Origin of the sequence: Pontibacter sp. E15-1, assembly GCF_022601975.1 — a bacterium.
Taxonomy (GTDB): Bacteria; Bacteroidota; Bacteroidia; order Cytophagales; family Hymenobacteraceae; genus Pontibacter.
The window spans coordinates 61,450-80,069 of sequence record NZ_JAKVIR010000018.1; the positions used below are offsets into that span (position 1 = coordinate 61,450).

Annotated in this window: 19 protein-coding genes; 13 read left to right on the top strand and 6 right to left on the bottom strand. The window is 52.7% G+C overall.

The window, feature by feature from the left end; all coding sequences use genetic code 11:
- Positions 1–12 precede the first annotated feature (12 nt).
- On the bottom strand, positions 13–1,398 hold the full coding sequence (locus tag MKJ04_RS13745; protein ID WP_241642227.1) for an amidohydrolase family protein: 1,386 nt from the start codon (positions 1,396–1,398) through the stop codon (positions 13–15).
- 213 nt (positions 1,399–1,611) lie between these two features.
- Between MKJ04_RS13745 and MKJ04_RS13750 the strand changes: the two genes are divergently transcribed.
- The 12 genes from MKJ04_RS13750 (at position 1,612) to MKJ04_RS13805 (ending at position 10,904) form a co-directional block, all read left to right on the top strand.
- The gene (locus tag MKJ04_RS13750; protein WP_241642228.1) at positions 1,612–3,189 is read left to right on the top strand and encodes an amidase family protein; all 1,578 of its coding nucleotides are present in this window, start codon (positions 1,612–1,614) and stop codon (positions 3,187–3,189) included.
- A 93-nt stretch (positions 3,190–3,282) separates the two neighbouring features.
- Positions 3,283–4,020, top strand: a complete 738-nt coding sequence (locus MKJ04_RS13755) for a DUF4919 domain-containing protein (RefSeq protein ID WP_241642229.1) — start codon at positions 3,283–3,285, stop codon at positions 4,018–4,020.
- Between the two features lie 293 nt (positions 4,021–4,313).
- Positions 4,314–4,607, top strand: coding sequence for a DUF1330 domain-containing protein (locus MKJ04_RS13760; protein ID WP_241642230.1), 294 nt, complete (start codon positions 4,314–4,316; stop codon positions 4,605–4,607).
- Between the two features lie 114 nt (positions 4,608–4,721).
- Entirely contained in the window at positions 4,722–4,943 is a 222-nt protein-coding gene (locus tag MKJ04_RS13765) for a VF530 family DNA-binding protein (RefSeq protein ID WP_241642231.1), read from the top strand.
- 149 nt (positions 4,944–5,092) lie between these two features.
- Positions 5,093–6,151, top strand: coding sequence for a 23S rRNA pseudouridine(2604) synthase RluF (gene rluF, locus MKJ04_RS13770; protein WP_241642232.1), 1,059 nt, complete (start codon positions 5,093–5,095; stop codon positions 6,149–6,151).
- Positions 6,152–6,634: 483 nt separating this feature from the next.
- Positions 6,635–6,946: a hypothetical protein gene (locus MKJ04_RS13775; protein WP_241642233.1), complete on the top strand. Its 312-nt coding sequence runs from the start codon at positions 6,635–6,637 to the stop codon at positions 6,944–6,946.
- A gap of 102 nt (positions 6,947–7,048) precedes the next feature.
- Positions 7,049–7,489: a GNAT family N-acetyltransferase gene (locus MKJ04_RS13780; protein ID WP_241642234.1), complete on the top strand. Its 441-nt coding sequence runs from the start codon at positions 7,049–7,051 to the stop codon at positions 7,487–7,489.
- A complete protein-coding gene (locus MKJ04_RS13785) occupies positions 7,490–8,062 on the top strand; it encodes a pentapeptide repeat-containing protein (RefSeq protein ID WP_241642235.1) in 573 nt (190 codons plus the stop codon).
- Positions 8,063–8,210: 148 nt separating this feature from the next.
- Positions 8,211–8,387 (top strand): hypothetical protein, encoded by a 177-nt coding sequence (locus MKJ04_RS13790; RefSeq protein WP_241642236.1) that lies wholly within the window; start codon positions 8,211–8,213, stop codon positions 8,385–8,387.
- A 69-nt stretch (positions 8,388–8,456) separates the two neighbouring features.
- The gene (locus MKJ04_RS13795) at positions 8,457–8,939 is read left to right on the top strand and encodes a GNAT family N-acetyltransferase (RefSeq protein ID WP_241642237.1); all 483 of its coding nucleotides are present in this window, start codon (positions 8,457–8,459) and stop codon (positions 8,937–8,939) included.
- A 39-nt stretch (positions 8,940–8,978) separates the two neighbouring features.
- Complete coding sequence (locus MKJ04_RS13800; RefSeq protein ID WP_241642238.1) at positions 8,979–10,412, top strand: amidohydrolase family protein; 1,434 nt, start codon at positions 8,979–8,981, stop codon at positions 10,410–10,412.
- A gap of 114 nt (positions 10,413–10,526) precedes the next feature.
- Positions 10,527–10,904 carry a nuclear transport factor 2 family protein gene (locus MKJ04_RS13805; protein ID WP_241642239.1) on the top strand — a complete coding sequence of 126 codons (378 nt, stop codon included), beginning with the start codon at positions 10,527–10,529 and terminating at the stop codon, positions 10,902–10,904.
- Between the two features lie 154 nt (positions 10,905–11,058).
- On the opposite strand, the gene MKJ04_RS13810 is transcribed toward MKJ04_RS13805, so the two are convergent.
- Complete coding sequence (locus MKJ04_RS13810; RefSeq protein WP_241642240.1) at positions 11,059–11,793, bottom strand: head GIN domain-containing protein; 735 nt, start codon at positions 11,791–11,793, stop codon at positions 11,059–11,061.
- A 520-nt stretch (positions 11,794–12,313) separates the two neighbouring features.
- On the opposite strand from MKJ04_RS13810, the gene MKJ04_RS13815 reads away from it, so the two are divergent.
- Positions 12,314–13,792, top strand: a complete 1,479-nt coding sequence (locus MKJ04_RS13815; RefSeq protein ID WP_241642241.1) for a DUF6056 family protein — start codon at positions 12,314–12,316, stop codon at positions 13,790–13,792.
- 8 nt (positions 13,793–13,800) lie between these two features.
- Here MKJ04_RS13815 and MKJ04_RS13820 read toward each other — a convergent pair whose 3' ends face one another.
- From MKJ04_RS13820 to MKJ04_RS13835, 4 genes are all read right to left on the bottom strand, one after another.
- The gene (locus tag MKJ04_RS13820; RefSeq protein WP_241642242.1) at positions 13,801–15,732 is read right to left on the bottom strand and encodes an ATP-dependent DNA helicase RecQ; all 1,932 of its coding nucleotides are present in this window, start codon (positions 15,730–15,732) and stop codon (positions 13,801–13,803) included.
- A gap of 97 nt (positions 15,733–15,829) precedes the next feature.
- A complete protein-coding gene (locus MKJ04_RS13825; protein ID WP_241642243.1) occupies positions 15,830–16,642 on the bottom strand; it encodes a transporter in 813 nt (270 codons plus the stop codon).
- A 148-nt stretch (positions 16,643–16,790) separates the two neighbouring features.
- Positions 16,791–17,567, bottom strand: a complete 777-nt coding sequence (locus MKJ04_RS13830; RefSeq protein WP_241642244.1) for a hypothetical protein — start codon at positions 17,565–17,567, stop codon at positions 16,791–16,793.
- A gap of 255 nt (positions 17,568–17,822) precedes the next feature.
- Positions 17,823–18,497 (bottom strand): ABC transporter ATP-binding protein, encoded by a 675-nt coding sequence (locus MKJ04_RS13835; RefSeq protein WP_241642245.1) that lies wholly within the window; start codon positions 18,495–18,497, stop codon positions 17,823–17,825.
- Between the last annotated feature and the right edge of the window lie 123 nt (positions 18,498–18,620).

Genomic DNA, 18,620 nt, shown 5'->3' on the forward strand with positions numbered 1-18,620 from the left:
GTGTTACACACCTTATTTTTTTTTATACAAATCCCCCCCCTTTATAATGATTTTATCGGATAATAAATTTTTATAATCATCAAATGGATCTTTATCAAAAACTATCAAATCAGCCTTTTTACCTGGTTTAATTGAGCCAAAGTCATCATCTATATTCATTGCTTTAGCACCATTATAGGTTGCAATTTGTAAAGTATCCTCTATGGATATACCTGCTTCATAAAGTAAGAGCATTTCAGAAAGAGCTGCTTTTCCTCCATCTTTAGAGTCTGTTCCTATTCTTAGTTTAAGTCCTTTATCATGAGCCTCTTTAATGTAAGCCATATAGCTATCAAAAGCGGTATTCATCCTTTTTATTTGATTTTCATTTAATTCAGGGTTTTCCTCGCTGTAATATGATTCTAAAAAGGAATTGAAATATGTTCTTCCGCTAAACGAACCGAATAAATGGATGGTGGTAGAGAGGGTTGCATCCATGTCTATCATCTTCTGAATGAGCTTTTCTCTCCTATCACGCAGCTCCGGACTATCTTCAACATACTGTATCTTTTCAAGAGCATAAGGCATATATGCTCTAATATCAGGATAATGTTGTTGCATGATTTTGTTCAGGGAATCACCATGCTCTTCAAAGAGAAAGACATCATTAGAAATAGTACTTGCATGCTCAAAGTTTTTTACTCCCATATCGAGTGTTTCATCGATACTCATTACATTATTATCAATGTGAGCAAACATGTTCATGTTTAAAGATTTAGCCTTTTCGACTGCTGCTTTCATTTCCGGTTCTCTCAATCGCCAATACAGTTTGATGTGTCTCAACCCCATATCATAATATTCCTGTACCTTTTTTTGGGCTTCTTCAGGGTTCAGTACCTCCACGTGGTTTAAGTAAGGCTTTCTTTCCTCGTCCGAAATAAGCGCTCCACCACCGATGAACAAATTGGGGGCATTCGGCTCAGGGTTCTTTTGCCAATCCAGTGATACATTCATCCACTTTTCAGATTGCCCCATATCTGCTACTGTAGTAATGCCATAGTTAAGATGGGTTTTAGCCAATCTATCCCTATAAATAGCAATAGAGTCTTTGGGAATATACACAGGAGCTGTATCATAATCTCCTATAATATCTGTTAAATGAATATGTGTATCTATAAATCCAGGACTTACCAATCTCCCATTCCCCTCTATTCGCTCTTTTGCCAAGATTTTCTGATCACTATTAACTATGGCAGCAATGGTATCACTGTTAATTAGAATTGTTTTATTATTAAAGATCTGTTTATTTTCTGAATCAAATAGCTTTGCGTTGGTTATTGCCAAATCATATCCTACGCGCTTCGAACAAGCGCAGAACAAAATTAAAATTGTGACTGTCAATAAGTATATACTTTTCATATTATTCATTGTGTTCAACTAACAGTTAGCAATCGAGTACCCTACTCCTGCCACCCACCCAATCCGGCTTCTAAACGGAATCGATTTACCGAATATACTATATAGCATCGGTAAAATACCTAAACAAAATAAGCTTATTTTCAGAAACTCCGGTTTCGTCTTTCCTGAAATACCAGTAGCTTTACTTCACAACACCCTTTACTGCTATTGTTCATGCGCGCCAAACATATACCGCTTACCCTTTTCCTGCTTTTCACCTTACTTATCAGTGGCTGCGTGCAGCAACCGTCCAGCACCGCCGCCAAAAAGAAAAAGCCCTTTGACGTAGAGGAAGCCACTATCGCTGAGATACATCAGGCCCTTCAAGAGGGCGCCTGCAGCTGCGAGAAACTCGTAACGACCTACCTCAACCGCATCAAAAGCTACGACAAGCCAACCAAGCTCAACGCCATCATCGTCACCAATCCCGAGGCGCTCAGCATCGCGCGGCAACTCGACCAGGAATATGCCCAGACCGGAAAACTGCGGAACCTGCACTGTATCCCTGTCGTCGTGAAGGACAACTACAACACCAAGGGCTTGCAAACCACCGCCGGCTCGCTGGCCATGAAGGGCTTCGCTCCTTCCTCCGACGCATACCAGGTAAAGGCCCTGAAAGAAGCCGGTGCAATTGTGCTGGCCAAGTCAAACATGGCGGAGTGGGCCTTTAGCCCGATGGTGACCATCAGCTCTATTGCCGGCGAAACCCTGAATCCTTATAACCTGGCCCATGTGCCGGCTGGCTCCAGCGGAGGAACGGCCGCGGCTGTGGCCGCCAACTTCGGCACGGTGGGCCTGGGCACCGACACCGGTAATTCTGTTCGGGGGCCGTCGGCACACAATGCGCTGGTGGGCTTCCGGACCACGCTTGGCCTGACCAGCCGAAGCGGCATCGCGCCGTTATACCTGCGCAACGACGTGGGCGGCCCGATGGCGCGCACCGTAGAGGACGCCACCAAAGTGCTGGAGGCAACGGCCGGATACGACCCCGCCGACCCGCTGACAGCACAGAGTCGGGGCCACGTGCCGGATACCTATACCCAGTATCTGAAGAGAGACGGATTGAAAGGAGCCCGCATTGGGGTGCTGCGCACGCTCAGCGAGAAAGACCCTGATCCGCAGGTGAAGGCGCTTTTCGAGCAGGCCATTGCCGACCTGCGCCGCCTGGGTGCCGTGGTGGTGGACTCGGTGGAAGTAGCGGATTTTGACAACCTGCGCCAGAACCAGTGGTGCTCCGTTTTCCGGCACGACATCAACCAATACCTGTTCGCGCTCGGCGACAGCGTGCCGGTAACCAGTCTGGAAGAGATCATCGCCTCGGGCAAATACGCGCCATACATCGAAGAAAACCTGAAACACCACATGGCGCAGGAGCAGCACGAAGACATGACGACACATACCTGCGGCGACGCCTACAGCGACCCGCGCCGCATTGCTTTCCGAGAGGCGGTGGAGGCTGCCATGGATGCAAACAAGGTGGAGGCGCTCATCTACCCGACCTGGAACAACCCGCCTGCCCGCGTGGGCGATCTGAAAGGGTATAAAGGCGACAACAGCCAGATTATTGCCCCGCATACCGGCCAACCGGCGTTTACGGTGCCGATGGGCTATACCTACGACAACCTGCCTGCCGGGCTGCAGTTCCTGGGCCGCATATTCGACGAGCCCACGCTCATCCGCCTGACCTACGCCTACGAGCAGGGCACCAAACACCGGAAGCCACCCGTGCGCTTCTCCAGTAAAAACCGCTAAATAACTATATAACAAGCCCCCAATTGCACGCAAAGCAGCACTTTCTGAACGCGCAAGCTGCCAAACGGTGTTAATTAAACTACGAAAAGAAACATGAAAGCAACCTTGTCCATATTACTCCTGGCTTTGCTTACCCTCTCCTCGTCGGGGCAGGATTTTGATTTTACCTACCATTCGGATTACCCCACCGTGCTGGCCCGCACTCAGGCAAAAACCGACAAGCTATACTACCCAAAGCAGGTGAAGCGGTTTGTGCAGAACGACCCCAGCCTGACGGATTTTGAGGTGCTGGCCCTGATGATCGGGTTCACGGCAGAAAAACAGTATGACGCATACGGCGACCTCGACACGGAACGCGCCATTTACAAATTGAATGACACCGGAAAACACCGGGAGGCGGTTCGGAAAGGAAGAAGCTTCAACAAAACGCACCCTCTGCACCAGATGACACTGATCGAACTGTCCTTTGCCTACCACCAGCTGCAGAAACCCGACTCTTCAGCCTATTTCGGGAGGCAGTTTCAGCGCATCATGGACGCCATGGCCCTGTCCGGCTCCGGCCTCCACCCCGACTCCGCCCTATTCTCGCTCACACCCGTAGATGGGCAGAACTTTATCCGCAAGTACCTGGATGCGGACATCGGCACCATGGGCTCCAACACCGACAAGCACGGCCATTTTCTGGATGTGCTGGAGTATGTTTCGCAGGAAGACGGAGCAAAGCTCCCGCTCTACTTCAACATCGAGCACGCCTCGAAGCAACTGAAAAAGCAACTGCGGGAGAAAAACGCCAAAGCCCAGGTACAGCAGCCAAAGACAAAAAGCCAGTAACAGCTAAAAATCTCGCTATGTCATTTCGAGCCCTGGCAAGAAATCTGAACTCATTCGAAGCGATTCCCCATACTGTTGAGTGGCAGAAAAACCCACCCCTACCCCTCCGAGGAGGGGAATCCGGTAAAGCAGAAAACCACTTTAGGGGATGAGCAGGAGAAGCCCATAAAGCAGAAAACTCCCCTCCTTGGACAAGGAGGGGCCGGGGGTGGTTGGACCCGGCCAAGGAAAGCTAATCAAGACACCATTTCAGCTGTAATCATACCTATCCATACATCACAAACAAAGAAAAAATGGCAGCATACGTACTTGTTGAAGTAGAAGTAACGGACCCGACGACTTACGAGGATTACAAAAAGCTTACCCCCGCCACCCTGGCCAAATATGATGGCAGGTTTATCGTGCGGGGCGGAGCTACCGTAACGCTGGAGGGCGATGAAAAATCAGTCCGCACCGTGGTGCTGGAGTTCCCGACGATGGAACGGGCACAGGAATGGTGGAACTCGCCGGAATATACTGAAGCGAGGGCCATACGCCAGCGTGCGGCCAATACCAGAATGGTCGTGCTGGAAGGCTTCGAGGGCTAAGAGCGATTTGATACGTTGCAGCGGCAGCACAGAAAGGCCTGAACTTTACCGCGGCTGTATTTCTCGGGTTTGCCGTGTTCTTTTCTGCCGGAATTGACTAATTTTGTGCTTCGTATGATGGAAGAGCAAAAAAACAACCCGCTGCATGGCAAAACACTGGAGATGATTCTGGTGCTTCTGGTAGATTATTATGGATGGGAAGAGCTGGGGTATAAAATCAATATCAACAGCTTTAACAGCAACCCCAGCATCAAGTCCAGCCTGAAGTTTCTGCGTAAAACGCCGTGGGCGCGCGAAAAAGTGGAGAAATTATACGTATACACCTTTCACAGGTAGTAACACAGCATTACCCGCTCCCCTGGCAGCATCAACACCACGCTATACCCCTGCCCTGCCCGCATCGGCGTATAAAATGTATGCGTGGCGCCCCTGATTATAGTATACCCTGGCCTACCCCGCCACTATTTTAGAAAAGATCAACACTTATGGCTACAGATACAGATAGCAACATACGCCTGAATAAATTCATCTCTGACTCTGGTTTTTGCTCTCGCCGCGAGGCCGACCGCTACATAGAGGAAGGCCGCGTGACCATTAACGGCAAGGAGCCCCGCATGGGCGCCACCGTGAAAGCAGGCGATAAAGTGGCCGTGGACGGCGAGCAGATCAAGCACAAAAAGCCAACCGACCGCCCTGTTTACATTGCCTTTAACAAGCCGGCGGGCGTTACCACCACCACCGACACCAAGGACAAAAACAACATCATCGACTTCATCGGTTTTCCGAAGCGCATCTTCCCGATCGGCCGCCTCGACAACCCAACCGAAGGCCTGATCCTGCTCACCAACAACGGCGACATCATCAACAAGATCCTGCGGGCGGGAAACCTCCACGAGAAAGAATATATCGTGACGGTAGACAAGCCGCTCACAAATGACTTTATCTCGCGCATGACCAACGGCGTGCGCATCCTGGACACCGTTACCCAAAAGTGCACGGTGCATCAGCAGGGCAAGAACACCTTTCGCATTATCCTGACGCAGGGCCTGAACCGCCAGATTCGCCGTATGTGCGAGGCGCTGGAGTACAAAGTGGTCCGCCTGAAGCGCACGCGCGTGATGAACATTAAGCTGGGCAGCCAGCCGGTAGGCAACTGGCGACACCTGACGCAGGAGGAAACGGATACGCTGCACCAGATGCTGGCCGAGTCGGTGAACACCGAAGAGGCTTCTTTCCTTGACTTTGACGAGGAGGCAGCTCCGAGCAAAAAGCCAAGGGTAAAGGCCAGGCCTCGTGGCGAAGGTAGTAAGCCAAAACCAAGCAACGACCGCCCGAAAGGATCTTCGCGCAAACCGAAGGCTGCTCCTGCCGCCCCGAAAGATGAATTTGTGAACCCGAAGTCTGCTTTGCTCCGCGGAAGAGGCGGCGTGGGTAAAACAGCCCTCCGTAGCAAAGACAAGCCGTCGGCTGCAGGCCGTGGCCGGGGCACCACCAGCGGTGGCCCGCGCAAATCAACCAAAAACACGAAAGGCAGAGGCAGATAGTCGGCTTGCTTACTTCATACCTAAAAAATCCCCTGTCGCGCTACTGAGCGGCAGGGGATTTTTGTTTTAAGTCTGTTTTGAGATAATCAGCCGTTAAATGTAGTGCTTCGCCAAATTAAAAATTAAGAATTAGAAATGAGTAATAAAAACCTTTCTAAGCATATAAATCAAACGCTACTTCTGGCAATTAAATTGGTTAAGTAGTCGTACAGGTTGCGGTTTACAAAAGCTGGACAAACTATCACATGATGTGCCTCTCTGAGGAGCGGGGCTGTCTGTGTCATGCTAGAAGATTCTCCCCTTGAGGACAAGCGAGAACGTGCGTTTGAAGCTTGCGACCATAGTTCAGAGGGGTGTTTACATTGGATAATTCAGTACTCAAAAGGTGATTTTCCCAACTAATTCAGGTATCTACACCCTGAAATATGTAATACAAGGAGACAATGGTATGGCAGCAAGCTATACCTATAAGCGAAGATTACTATGGCAAAAATAAAAAAAGTCAATGTGCTCTCTTTCGCAAAGTTTCAAGCGATATTGTTAGCGCTAGTGGGTATGATTTGCGGGATCTGGTATTCCATTGGCGGGCTGCTTGTGGATACACTCGTGAGCTTGGGCTGGGTCATTACATCAGAAACGCCCGGTTTAAGCTATGGCACTGTACTGGCATTGATGGCCCTCCTGGCGATGCCCGCCCTCGCTGCCATCGCAGGGTTTGTCCTCGGCCTGGTAGAAGCGATCCTGTTTAATGTAGTGGCAAAATGGCTTGGAGGGATTGAGTTGGAGTTTGAATAAGAAATTTGAATGCCGATTACAGGCCCTCCCTTAGGTATAAAGGCCATGCTTTTACACCTTGACAATAACGCTACACAATTCTGACAATTGTAGTTATAATGTATGATCCGAGCCTATACCCCAGCAGACGAAGGAGAGCTTATCGCCTTACTGCAGCTTAACATCCCGCGCTATTTTCACCCGGACGAGGAAAGTGATTTTGTGGCATACCTTCTCCAGTTTAGGGAAGACTATTTTGTGATGGAAGAAAACAGGCGTATCATTGGTGCAGGGGGTATAAATTATGTTGCGGGCCAACCAGAAGCCCGAATCTCCTGGGACATTATTCACCCCGATTTTCAGGGGCAAGGAATCGGAACGCAGCTGATGCTGCACAGAATCAACCATATTAAACAGATGCCAACGATCCGCCGGATCACAGTAAGGACCTCGCAATTGGTCTACCCGTTTTATGAAAAAATGGGCTTTGTGCTGGAACGGACTGAAAAGGATTTCTGGGCAAAGGGCTTCGACCTATACCAACTGAAAATGACGCTTGACTAAATGAAAGAAACCCACCACATCGACAAGGTATTCGACAGGATAAATTACGCTGGCAAAACAGTCAGCGGCAGAGAGTTTGAGGCTTGCACGTTCACTAACTGCGATTTTTCGGACAGCAACTTCTCGGGCAACGAGTTCCTCGACTGTCGGTTCGAAAACTGCAATTTAAGCATGATGCAACTGGCTCAGACGGGCCTGAAGGACGTTCGGTTTGCACACTGCAAAATGCTGGGCATCGACTTTAGCGCCTGCAGTGAGTTCCTGTTCGAAGTAGCCTTCGATACCTGCATCCTCGACTTCACCTCCTACTTTAAGCGAAAGCTCCGGAAGACTTCCTTTAAAGACTGCAGCATCAAAGAAGCCAACTTTACCCAGTCCGACCTGACCGGGGCTGCCTTCGTGCACTGCGACCTGACGCGCACAATATTTCAACAAACCATCCTGGAGAAAGCCGACTTCCGCTCGTCCAGCCACTACGCCTTCGACCCGGAGGCAAACCGCATCAAAAAAGCGAAATTCTCCCTGACCGGAGTTGTTGGGCTGCTGGATAAATATGATATTATCATCGAGTAAGCCCCTTGCTAATCACTGATTTTCATACCCATTTATACCTCGCTACCACACCCATGAACAAACATAACGCCCTCCTCCTCGCCCAAGGCATCCTCCTGAATTTTGTGACTATCACGTTTTTTTCATCCTGTTCGACTCCTGAGATAAATTGAAAAAGCTATGCACAGGGGTTGGTTTATCGAAACAGGAAATCCTGGTTAGCCTTGACGTGCGCAACGGCCTGCCCGCCATTGTCGTGCTTTCGCTGCTTTTAGGGTATCGCATACACCGCAGAGAAAAAAAACTGGCGCACGAGTACAAGCTAAAGCCATCTGACGCTGCCTGAAGGCAATAAACTTGTTACTTAAACCGAACACGTGCCCCAACGAATACCGTATAGCGTTTTAAAAACACCGTGATCCGAGAAGCCGACCCCGACGATATTGACGACATATATGCCCTCTGGCACGAGCTGCTGGACATGCATCAGTCCCACCACCCTGTTTTCCGGTATAAACCGGGCAGCGATCAGGAGCTACACAAAGAGTTGCTGTCGCGGTTGAAGGCCAGAGACACGCGCTTTTTTGGGTATGTGCGGCAAGACGAGTGGCAGGGCCTGATTGTGGCTACCCTGAAACAGTCGGCACCGGGTTTCAGGCTTTCGCGCAAAGGCTACATTGCCGAGACCATCGTAAAGGAAAGATACCGGGGCACCGGCGTGGGCAGCCTGCTGGTGGAAGCCGCCAGAAACTGGCTGATCGACCACGGGGCCGACCACATCGAGCTGCAGGTGTCCGTAAAGAACAAAGCGGGCATCCGGTTTTGGGAACGGCAGGGGTTTACGCCATCCACGCAGCACATGGTGCTGGCTGTATCTCCCAAAAACCAGAAAGACTAACCAAAGCCATACCACAAACTCTACGCTAAAGCCTCCCCCATGAAATTGCTCACGACCCTTGCACTGTTCCTCTACACGTTTCTTCTCGCTGGCTGCGCCCTCTTACAACCCTCCACCCACGACCTTGTGATTACCAACGCCAATGTGGTGGACGTCGTCTCGGGCAAGGTGTTTCCGGGCAAAACGCTGCTGGTTGATGCCGGTGTGATTACAGACATCACCGACACAAAACCTGGCAAAACCTACAAGTCCGACACTACCATCGACGCGCAGGGCAAGTACATCATCCCCGGCCTCTGGGACAACCACATCCACCTGCGCGGCGGCATGGCCCTGGAGGAAGAGAATAAGCGTTTGCTGCCCCTCTACATCGCCAACGGTATAACCACAGTGCGCGATGCCGGCGGAGACCTCTACCCAGCCATCCGACAGTGGCGCGACGAAATAGCGGCTGAAAAACTGGTAGGCCCCAGGATCATTTCGGCGGGCCCGAAATTGGACGGCCCTAACCCGATCTGGGAGGGCTCTATACCTGTGGCCACCGTCGCCGACGTGCCTGCCGCCCTGGACTCGCTGCAGCGCCTCGGGGTGGACTTCGTGAAGATTTACGACAGCACCATTTCGGGGGAGGTTTTTCTGGCGATTGTGGAGCAGGCCGAGGCCAGGGGAATGAAAACCTCCGGCCACATGCCCTTCACCATCACGCTGGGCGAGGCCATCGACCGCGGCCTCGACATCACCGAGCACCTGTACTACGCTTTCAAGGCCGGATCAGCGCAGGAAGACAGCCTTACTGCACTGGTGCGCAAAAGCACCTATACCGATCAGCCCATCGGGTTTTATACTGCCCTCGGCTGGGTTTATTCATCTTACGACACCACCACGGCACGGCAGTTTTTCCAGCGTATGGCCAAAGCCAATACCGCCGTGGTACCCACGCTGCACATCAGCCGGGTGCTCAACAACCTGCAGCAGGATGACCATAGCACAGACGACTACCTGGCATACATCGGGCCCGGTATACAGCAAACCTATGCCCGCCGCTTCGACAGCGCCAAGCGGCAGTCGGCGGAGACGGTGCAGTTTATGCGCGACCTCAACGCCCGGTTCCATACCATGGTGCCCGCCATGCAGCAAGCAGGCGTAACGCTACTGGCCGGTTCCGACGCGGGCGCTTACAACTCGTATGTATACCCTGGGGAGTCGCTGCACAAAGAGCTGGAACTGTTGGTGGAAGCCGGCCTCACGCCTGCACAGGCGCTCCGGACTGCCACCATAAACGGGGCCAACGTGATGGGCAAGGCCCAACAGTATGGAAGCGTACAGCAAGGCAAAGTGGCGGACCTGGTGATCCTGGACAATAACCCGCTGGAGAACATCAGCCATACCCAAGGCATCCATACCGTTATTTTTGGCGGGAAAGTTTACACGGCAGAAGAATTGGAGCATTTGCTGGAAAGCCAGAAGGAGTAAGCAAAGCGTATGTATAAAGCACCGGGGCAGCGCAAAATCTCCCCACAACATGCTTGCTTTATATAGGCAACAGCAACAGGCTGCCCAAGTATAAACAAGAAAGAAACAGCACGTATGGATATCCGGAAAAACAAAGAAAACGCCATTGCCTTTTATAAAATGGCTTACCAAGGCGATCCACGGCAAGCGGCAGCGCTATATGCTGGCTCCAGCTATACCCAGCACAACCCGCTGGTTGCGGATGGCATCGAACCCTTTATCGCCTACTTCAAGCGTATGCAGCACGAGTACCCCGATAAGTCGATTACGTTTGTAAGAGCTGTGGCGGAGGATGATCTTGTGGCGTTGCATACCCACCAGGTATGGCCCGGCAACGACGAGTGGGTGACGATGGACTTCTTCAGGTTCGACGAAAATGGGAAGATTGTAGAGCACTGGGATTCCATACAGAGAATCCCGGAAGAGGCGGCAAACGACAACAAGATGTATTAAAAACAGCTGGATTGTACCAAAGTCAAAAGCTCATGATCAGGAGATCTCCCAGGAAAACAAGGGGTTAAGATGGCTGCGGACTCTTGGGTTATGTATACCTCAGCAACCTATAAATCAACCTTGCTCAAAACACGTGGGGATGGGTGCCTGGCAATTATTTTTGCACCACTTTGCCCGAGCCGCTGACAGATGCGTTTACTGTGGGGTTGCCAGTATAGTATACCTTTCCACTGCCCGTGATATTAACGGTTAGTGTGCTGCTGGCGCTCACCTCGGCTGTCCCGGAACCCGTAATGCGCACGCCCACGTCTTTGGCCAGCAACCCAAACATGGCAGCAGTGCACGAGCCGGACATGTTGATACTCTGCATATCGGTGGCACCGCTCAGCTGTGCGTCTCCCGATCCGGTCATCCGAAGGATCACTTTGGAGGCCTCTACCTCCATCATTACCCTACCTGAGCCGTTCACCTCCACGGGCAAGTCGGCAGCGACAATTTTATTCTCTCCGTATATGCTGCCGGAGCCGTTTAGGTATACACCTTTTACCTCGGGAATGGTGATGTACACAGCCACATCCTCGCTCCGGCGCACGCAATCCTCGTGCTCTATTTTCCATTTGCCGTTGCGCACCTGCGTGCTCAGCTGATCCAGAATGTTTGGTTCGCCCATTACTTCAACCTGCTGTGTGGGCCCCTGGGTCAGGTATACCCTGAAATCGCCATTTGCCTCCACCTCGCTAAACGGCTGTAGCTGTAATACCCGGCGTTCCACGTCGCCTTCGCCCTTGATGCATCTAAGGTCGTCGCAGGCGCTAAGTACTGGCAGGGCAAGCAGCAGGAATACCCACAGCCATGTGCTTCCTGCTTTTTGGTTATGATAGTTTCTCATGTGTTTTTCAGTTTAAGCCCGGGCCTCTTATATGGAATGGGCAAAACACGCGAAACGTTGCATGTCACCGCGCTTTAAACGTAAAGATCGGATGCAGCCAGGGCAGAAGCAGTATTTGGAGGGTGGACAGATCTGTAAGACTATAAACGCAACGCCTGGTTGGCATCGTCAATCGGTAAAGTATGGGGTATGGAAGTTTTCTGTTGCTCTGCTAAACTGCCGCGGTGCCTGGCATGGGATGTATGCGATGGCTCCTGATAGTACGCTTTCAAGCTCTCCGGCACCAGCCGTACGTCTGGCTTGGCGAGAGGATGCCCCTGGACTTGATGTGAGAAGTACTTCAAGGTTTGCCCCTTTGCCGTTAGTCACGCAAAAGGGCAAGTAAATTGAGATATGGACACGACACAGATTAAATCATACCCTAAGCAGACCGCGCTGAATCCGTAATTGCACCAACAGTACGCTGCTTACTGGTATAGATTTGTTTTATATTTGAAAAACGAATCGCCTAAACCCCTCCATGCCACACGCACCTGTTGAAAGACAAAAGATTGCCTACCTTGCCATTCTGGGTACAGGTCTGTTGGTTTTAGTCCCTTTCCTGCTCCTGACGCTATATAATCACCCGCAGGCAGACGATTTTGGCTTTGCAGTGCGGGACAATACGTTTAACTTCTGGGAAACACAGGTCAATTTTTACTTAAACTGGTCAGGCAGGTATTTTAGTACGGCTTCTACAATACTGAGTCCCGTTAATAGTCATGATTTTGACGGATACAAGCTGTACTCATTCCTGCTGATCATGCTTTTTGCAGCATCTATTTACCTCCTGATTTATACCCTCCTGAACAAAAGCTGCAACCCATTGCAGTTTAGCGCCTTGGCAGTATTGTTTATCAGTCTGTATATCTTACAGTTGCCAAGCGTGTCCGAAGGGCTGTTTTGGATGCCCGGACTCCTTGCTTACCAGCTTCCTAACATCATGATGCTGATGGTACTGGCCTTGCTCGTCAGCTTCTTCCAGACAGGCAACCAAGTGCTGAAGCTGGTATACATCGGGCTTGCAGCTGTGCTGTGTATTGCCATTGTCGGCTCAAACGAAATGTCCATCGTCATGGCCTTTACAACTGTGCTTCTCCTTTTTTACCTAAATTGGAAGGACACACAAAACAGGCCTTATCTTGCTTTCCTCCTGTTTATCTGCACTGTGGCGTGCCTGGTGGCGGTACTGGCTCCCGGAAACTATGCCCGCATGGAGGATCACCCGGATGGGAAAAAACCACTTTGGGCATTAACCTATGCCGCTTTCTTAACCATTTTGAGCTTTTACCGGTGGCTTGCGCCAGTGCTTATTGCATCGGTACTGTATGTTATTTACTGGGGCCTGCCTTTGGCGGACAAGAAAGTCAGGGATGCCATCTTTAGGGTAGATCTGCGGGTATCGTTACTCTATTACCTCGTAACGCTCTTTCTCATGCAATTTGCCTATACCTGGGCAGTCGGGGAGCGCCCTACGCCAAGGGTAGAGAATGTGATTTACTTTTTCTTTGTCTTCGGCTGGTTCTATAACCTGCAGGTTGCACTCACCACCTATGGGCACTTGCTCCGTTCCGAGCGCAATCTCTCACCCGCATTGCCTGTGGCCGCATTCATACTCCTGCTGCTTTCGGTTTTTGACATGAACAGCACTATCGCAACGGCATACATTGATTTGATCTCCGGAAAGGCCCAAGCCTATGATGCTGCCCTCAACGAACGGTATACCTACCTCCAAAACTCCGGATGCGACACCTGTGCCCTTGCGCCGTTGCCTGCTATCCCGCAGTCGCTTTACTTTATGGATGCCTTAGATGGAGAAGCGAACAGTAAGTTTTGGGTAAATGCCGATTTAGCCCGGTACTGGCACAAATCATCGGTGTTTTTGACGTCGCCGAACCCTGAAATAGTGGACAACGTGACCACATTGCGCGAGGCGGGCAAAAGTCGGATCCAGAACTGAAGCGGCCTCTATCTTCCCGCCAACTCGACAAAAGTTAGTTTCCCGTTTTCCTGGTACTGCAGTTGCCCGAGGTCCAGGAGCTCGCGCACCACGGCGATCACGGTTTCGGCGTGCTGTGGTTCAAACTGCAGGAGCAGCGCTTTGGGCAGACAGGCCTCCTTTTGGAGCAGCGCCAGCACTTGGTCGCGCAGGGCATCCTGCTGCTGGCTTTCCCGTTCTTTTTTACGCTCCGCCATACAGTAGTCGCAGATGCGGCAACGGATATCGGACGCTTCGCCAAAATAGGCTAAAAGCAGCTGCGTGCGGCAGCGGTTGGCGGTGCCAACGTAGCGACCCATCTCGCGGGCCTGCACCAGCGCCCGCTCGCGCAGGGTAGCCAGCCGCCTGGTGTCCAGGGCGAGCGTGGCCGCGTCTTCGCGGGGCTTCGTGAACACCAGCTGCGGCGAATCGTGCTTTGGCTCGTAGGCGATCACCTGAAGCTTGCTGAGGTAGTCGAGTTTGCGGCGCAGCTCCTGCTCTGGCATGTTCAGTTGCTGCGCCAGCCGCCGCTCCGAAAGCTTCACATAATTTGTAAACGCCTCGCCGCCATATACCCGCAGCACCATCCGGATCAGGCGGTCGTGGTCGGGGTTGGCCAGCTGGAACTCATACAGGGCCAGATTGTTGAGCAGCAGCATCAGCCGGGAGGGCATGTAATAGCTCTCATTCAGCTGCAGGTGTCCCTCTCCCTCCAGCCGCTTAATGGTATGGTGCACCTCCAGCGGCTGCAATTTGTAGGTTTTGGCAAAAGCCGCCAGATCAAAGTCAAAGCTGCTCATCAGGCCACTGCCCACAGCCAGTTGGTAGTAATTGGCCAGGCACTGGTATACCCTCCGAATCAACTCAACCGACGGGTGTGCCTCCTGCACCTTGCGCTGCAGCGCTTCCACGTCGTTCGGGCCATGCAGAATCACAGCGTAGGCATACCGCTCATCGCGCCCCGCGCGCCCTGCCTCCTGATAGTACGCCTCCAGGCTCTCCGGCAGGTCCAGGTGCACCACCAGTCGCACGTCTGGCTTGTCGATGCCCATCCCAAAGGCATTGGTGGCCACCATCACGCGCACCCTGTCTTCAATCCAGCTTTGCTGCACGGCGTTGCGCTCCTCAAACTTAAGCCCGGCATGGTAGGCCGCAGCCGGAATTTGCCTGCTTTGCAGCAGCCTGGCCACCTCTGCCGTCTGGCGGCGACTGCGCACATACACAATACTCTGGCCGGACATCCGCTGCAACATCTCCAGCAGGCGGCCTGTTTTGTCCTCGGTTTCGAGGCAGGAATAGGACAGGTTGGCGCGGGCGAAGCTTTTCTGAAACACGTTCGGCTTCGGGAATTTCAGTTTCTCCTGTATGTCCTGCTTCACCCGCTCCGTGGCTGTGGCCGTCAGGGCGATGACCGGCACCTTGGGCAATGCCTCGCGCAACTCCGCCAGTTGCAGGTACGGTGGCCTGAAATCATACCCCCACTGCGAGATACAGTGAGCCTCGTCCACCGCGATCAGGTTCACTTTCATACGCTTCACGCGCTCCTGAAACAGCTCGGTAAGCAGGCGCTCCGGCGAGAGGTAGAGGAACTTGATATGGCCGTACACACAATTATCGAGCGCGATGTCGATCTCGCGGCGGTTCATGCCGGAGTATACCGCCATCGCCGCAATGCCCCTTTTGTTCAGTTGCGCCACCTGGTCCTTCATCAGGGCGATGAGCGGCGTAACGACCAGGCACAAACCCTCCTGCGCCAGCGCGGGCACCTGAAAGCAAACGGATTTACCTCCGCCTGTCGGAAGCAGGGCCAGCGTGTCCTGCCCTGCCAGCACCGCCCGGATAATCTCCTCCTGCAACGGCCTGAATTGCCCGTAGCCCCAATAGGTTTTCAGGATGTGATGAATGCTCTGCAAGTTCTCCATAGGTTTACACAGCGAAGATAGGGCATCTGAAACCAGAGACCAAAACAAGGTGCGCGGCCATACCCCCGTTTGCAGTGTTGGGCAGCAAGCTTGAAGTTTATCGCGGCAACCGCACCGAAACGCCCGTAGTGAAAAAGTAGTCTGTGGCCAGGCTGTTGAGTTGCCTGCCGGCAGCCAGATCGAGCTGTAGGTTTGGCCTAAGCCGCCACAAAATACCCGAGTCTGCCAGATAGGCCGCTCCCTCCCCCTGCGGTTTGTCCAGGGCCGTCTCGATGTATACGGATAGGGTCTGGCTCAGCGCGGTGCCCAGGTTCAGGACAAGGTGCGGGATGGGGTCGCCTCCCTCCCAACTGTAGCCCAGGTTCAGCAGCACCTCCGACTGCTCCGTTATGCTCTTCGATGCGGCCAGTGTAAACTCGGGTTCTGCATGGCGCGGCGCGAAGGCATCATTGCCGATGGGCAGTGTGAGAGCGCCCCGCAAGGCAACCGCAGGCAAGCTGCCCTTTTCATCCCACAGGCTTGCCACCACCCCCGCCGACCATGGCCCTACGCCACGCACTTTTCTGCGGCTGCCTGCCTCCCGGACGATGGAGTCCTGCACAGCGCCTTCCAACTGCAACTCCAGCCATTTCAGGAGGCCAATGCGCACCGCCACATCCGGGTAGGTATGGGCGTTGACCCGTGTCCCGTCGGGGGTATCCTTCCAGTAGCTTACGCCAACCTCTACCTGCACGGTGCCCTGTGGCACCACCTGCGCACTCTGCGACAGGTCCGGGCGATTGGTGCTGATGTCGGATACCTCAGGCTCTGGTGTTCCCTGGCCATACCCCTGCCCCGCCAGCAGGAGCAAGAAAAGGAATAGAAGCGACTTTGCGGCGCGGCTACTTATACTATCGGTGTAGGTTCTCATGTATGGTTGTTGCGTTTGTTGCGGGTATACGGTACTGGCTGCGCGGTGTCCGTCACGCATGGCTCACATTCCGCCTGCAGTGTAGGTATACATCAAAAAAGCCTGTCCCTTTGCAGGAACAGGCTTTTGTAAGCTATGTAGTATTCGGTTATGCCGCAGCCGACTGGCCGTCTTCGCGGTCTTCGATCACTTTCTTCAGTTTCTCGATGGCCTGTGCGGCGCGCTCTTCGTCGAAGCGGTTGATGTTGAGTAGCATCTTCGTCTTCTCCTGCCGGGTAATGGTCGGGTTGTTGAGGAGGCTGATGATCTCTTCTTTCTGCTTGGCCGACGCGTAGCGCACGCTGGTGCTCTTCTCTTCCTCTGCAGTTACCGGCGTAGTGTTGGTCGATGACTTCATCGTCACCTTCTTCTCGGTAGGCACCGCAGGCTTGGCTACCGTCTCGTTGCCGCCATAGTCCATCTCCTCCACAGGGGTCGGCTCATACCCCGCTGCCCGAATGATCCAGGCCAGGATGTTGCGGTATGCTTTGCCGATGGCGCGTGTCTGCGCCATAGAGGCAATGGCGAACTCCTGATAATACTTTTTGCCCTGCTCGCGGTTGGAGCAGATGGCAAAGCCCGCGCCCACCACCTGTTGGCTGCGCAGGTCCAGCAAGTTTACTTTCGCCTGGTATTTGATCTCCTCGTCGGTGCTGATGTTGACCACGTGCTCCACCACTGGCAGAATGCCCAGTCGGGAACCGGCGTACTGCCAGCCCTCCACGTTCACGTATTCTTTGCCCTGTATATTCTGATAAAGGCGGTTTTCCTTGATGAACTTGGCCAGATCCACGGCCAGATGAAGCGTCTCATCAGACTTGGCTATATCATAGCTTTCCACCTTGGGTTTCTTCATCGTTTTTATCTCTTTTGTATCCTGACTCATAATCATTTAGCTTTCATAGTGTGGTACATTAGTTAAACAGCAGCCCCTCCTAAATAGTGCAAAACATGCTAAAAAAAACACAGTTTAACTAACTGATTATCAGCATTTTATAAATTAATTTAAAAGTTTTTTCGAGGTCTTTCGCTGCCTGTCCTCAATTAGCTAAAAGTTGAGAAAAAGAGTAAAGTTTGTATACGGGTTTTTGCGCTGGAAGTATATCCCACGGCGCTGAAGAGAAGAATAAGGAAGGGAGAATCAGGCTTCGTTCACGGGCAGATCGGGCACAATCATACCGTCTTTCATCACTAGGGTACGGTCGGCCATACCGGCAAGCTGCTCGTTGTGCGTCACGATCACGAAGGTCTGGTTGAACTCGGCGCGCAGCCGGAAAAAGATGTCGTGCAGTTCCTGCGCGTTCTGCGAGTCGAGGTTACCGCTCGGCTCGTCGGCGAAGATGATGCGGGGCGAGTTGATCAGGGCACGGGCCACGGCGGTGCGCTGCTGCTCCCCGCCCGACATCTCGGAGGGCTTGTGGTTGAGCCGGTGCGACAGCCCCAGCATATCCAGGAGCTGGGCGGCCTGCTCCCGCACCTCTTTCTCGGGCCTGCCCGCCAAAAAGCCGGGCAGGCAGGCATTCTCCAGCGCCGTGAACTCAGGCAGCAGGTTGTGGAACTGGAAGATGAAGCCGATGTGCCGGTTGCGGAAACGGGCCATCTCCGTTGCGTTCATCTTCGCGATGTTTTTGCCATCAAAGTGCACCTCGCCCGTATCGGTGGTATCCAGTGTGCCCAGAATGTGCAGCAGCGTGCTTTTGCCCGCACCGGAGGCGCCGACAATGGAAACCACCTCTCCGGCGGCGATAAAAAGATCGATGCCCTTGAGCACCTCCAGCGAACCGTACTTTTTATGAATATTGGATACCTGCAGCACTTCGTGAAATAGATTTAATGGAGAATCAGCATGGCAGCCCTACTGCCACACCCACAAATATAGGCATTAGTTGGCGGTTGTTGGCAATCCCGGCCCGAAGAAACGAGGCGGGTAAACCAGCCG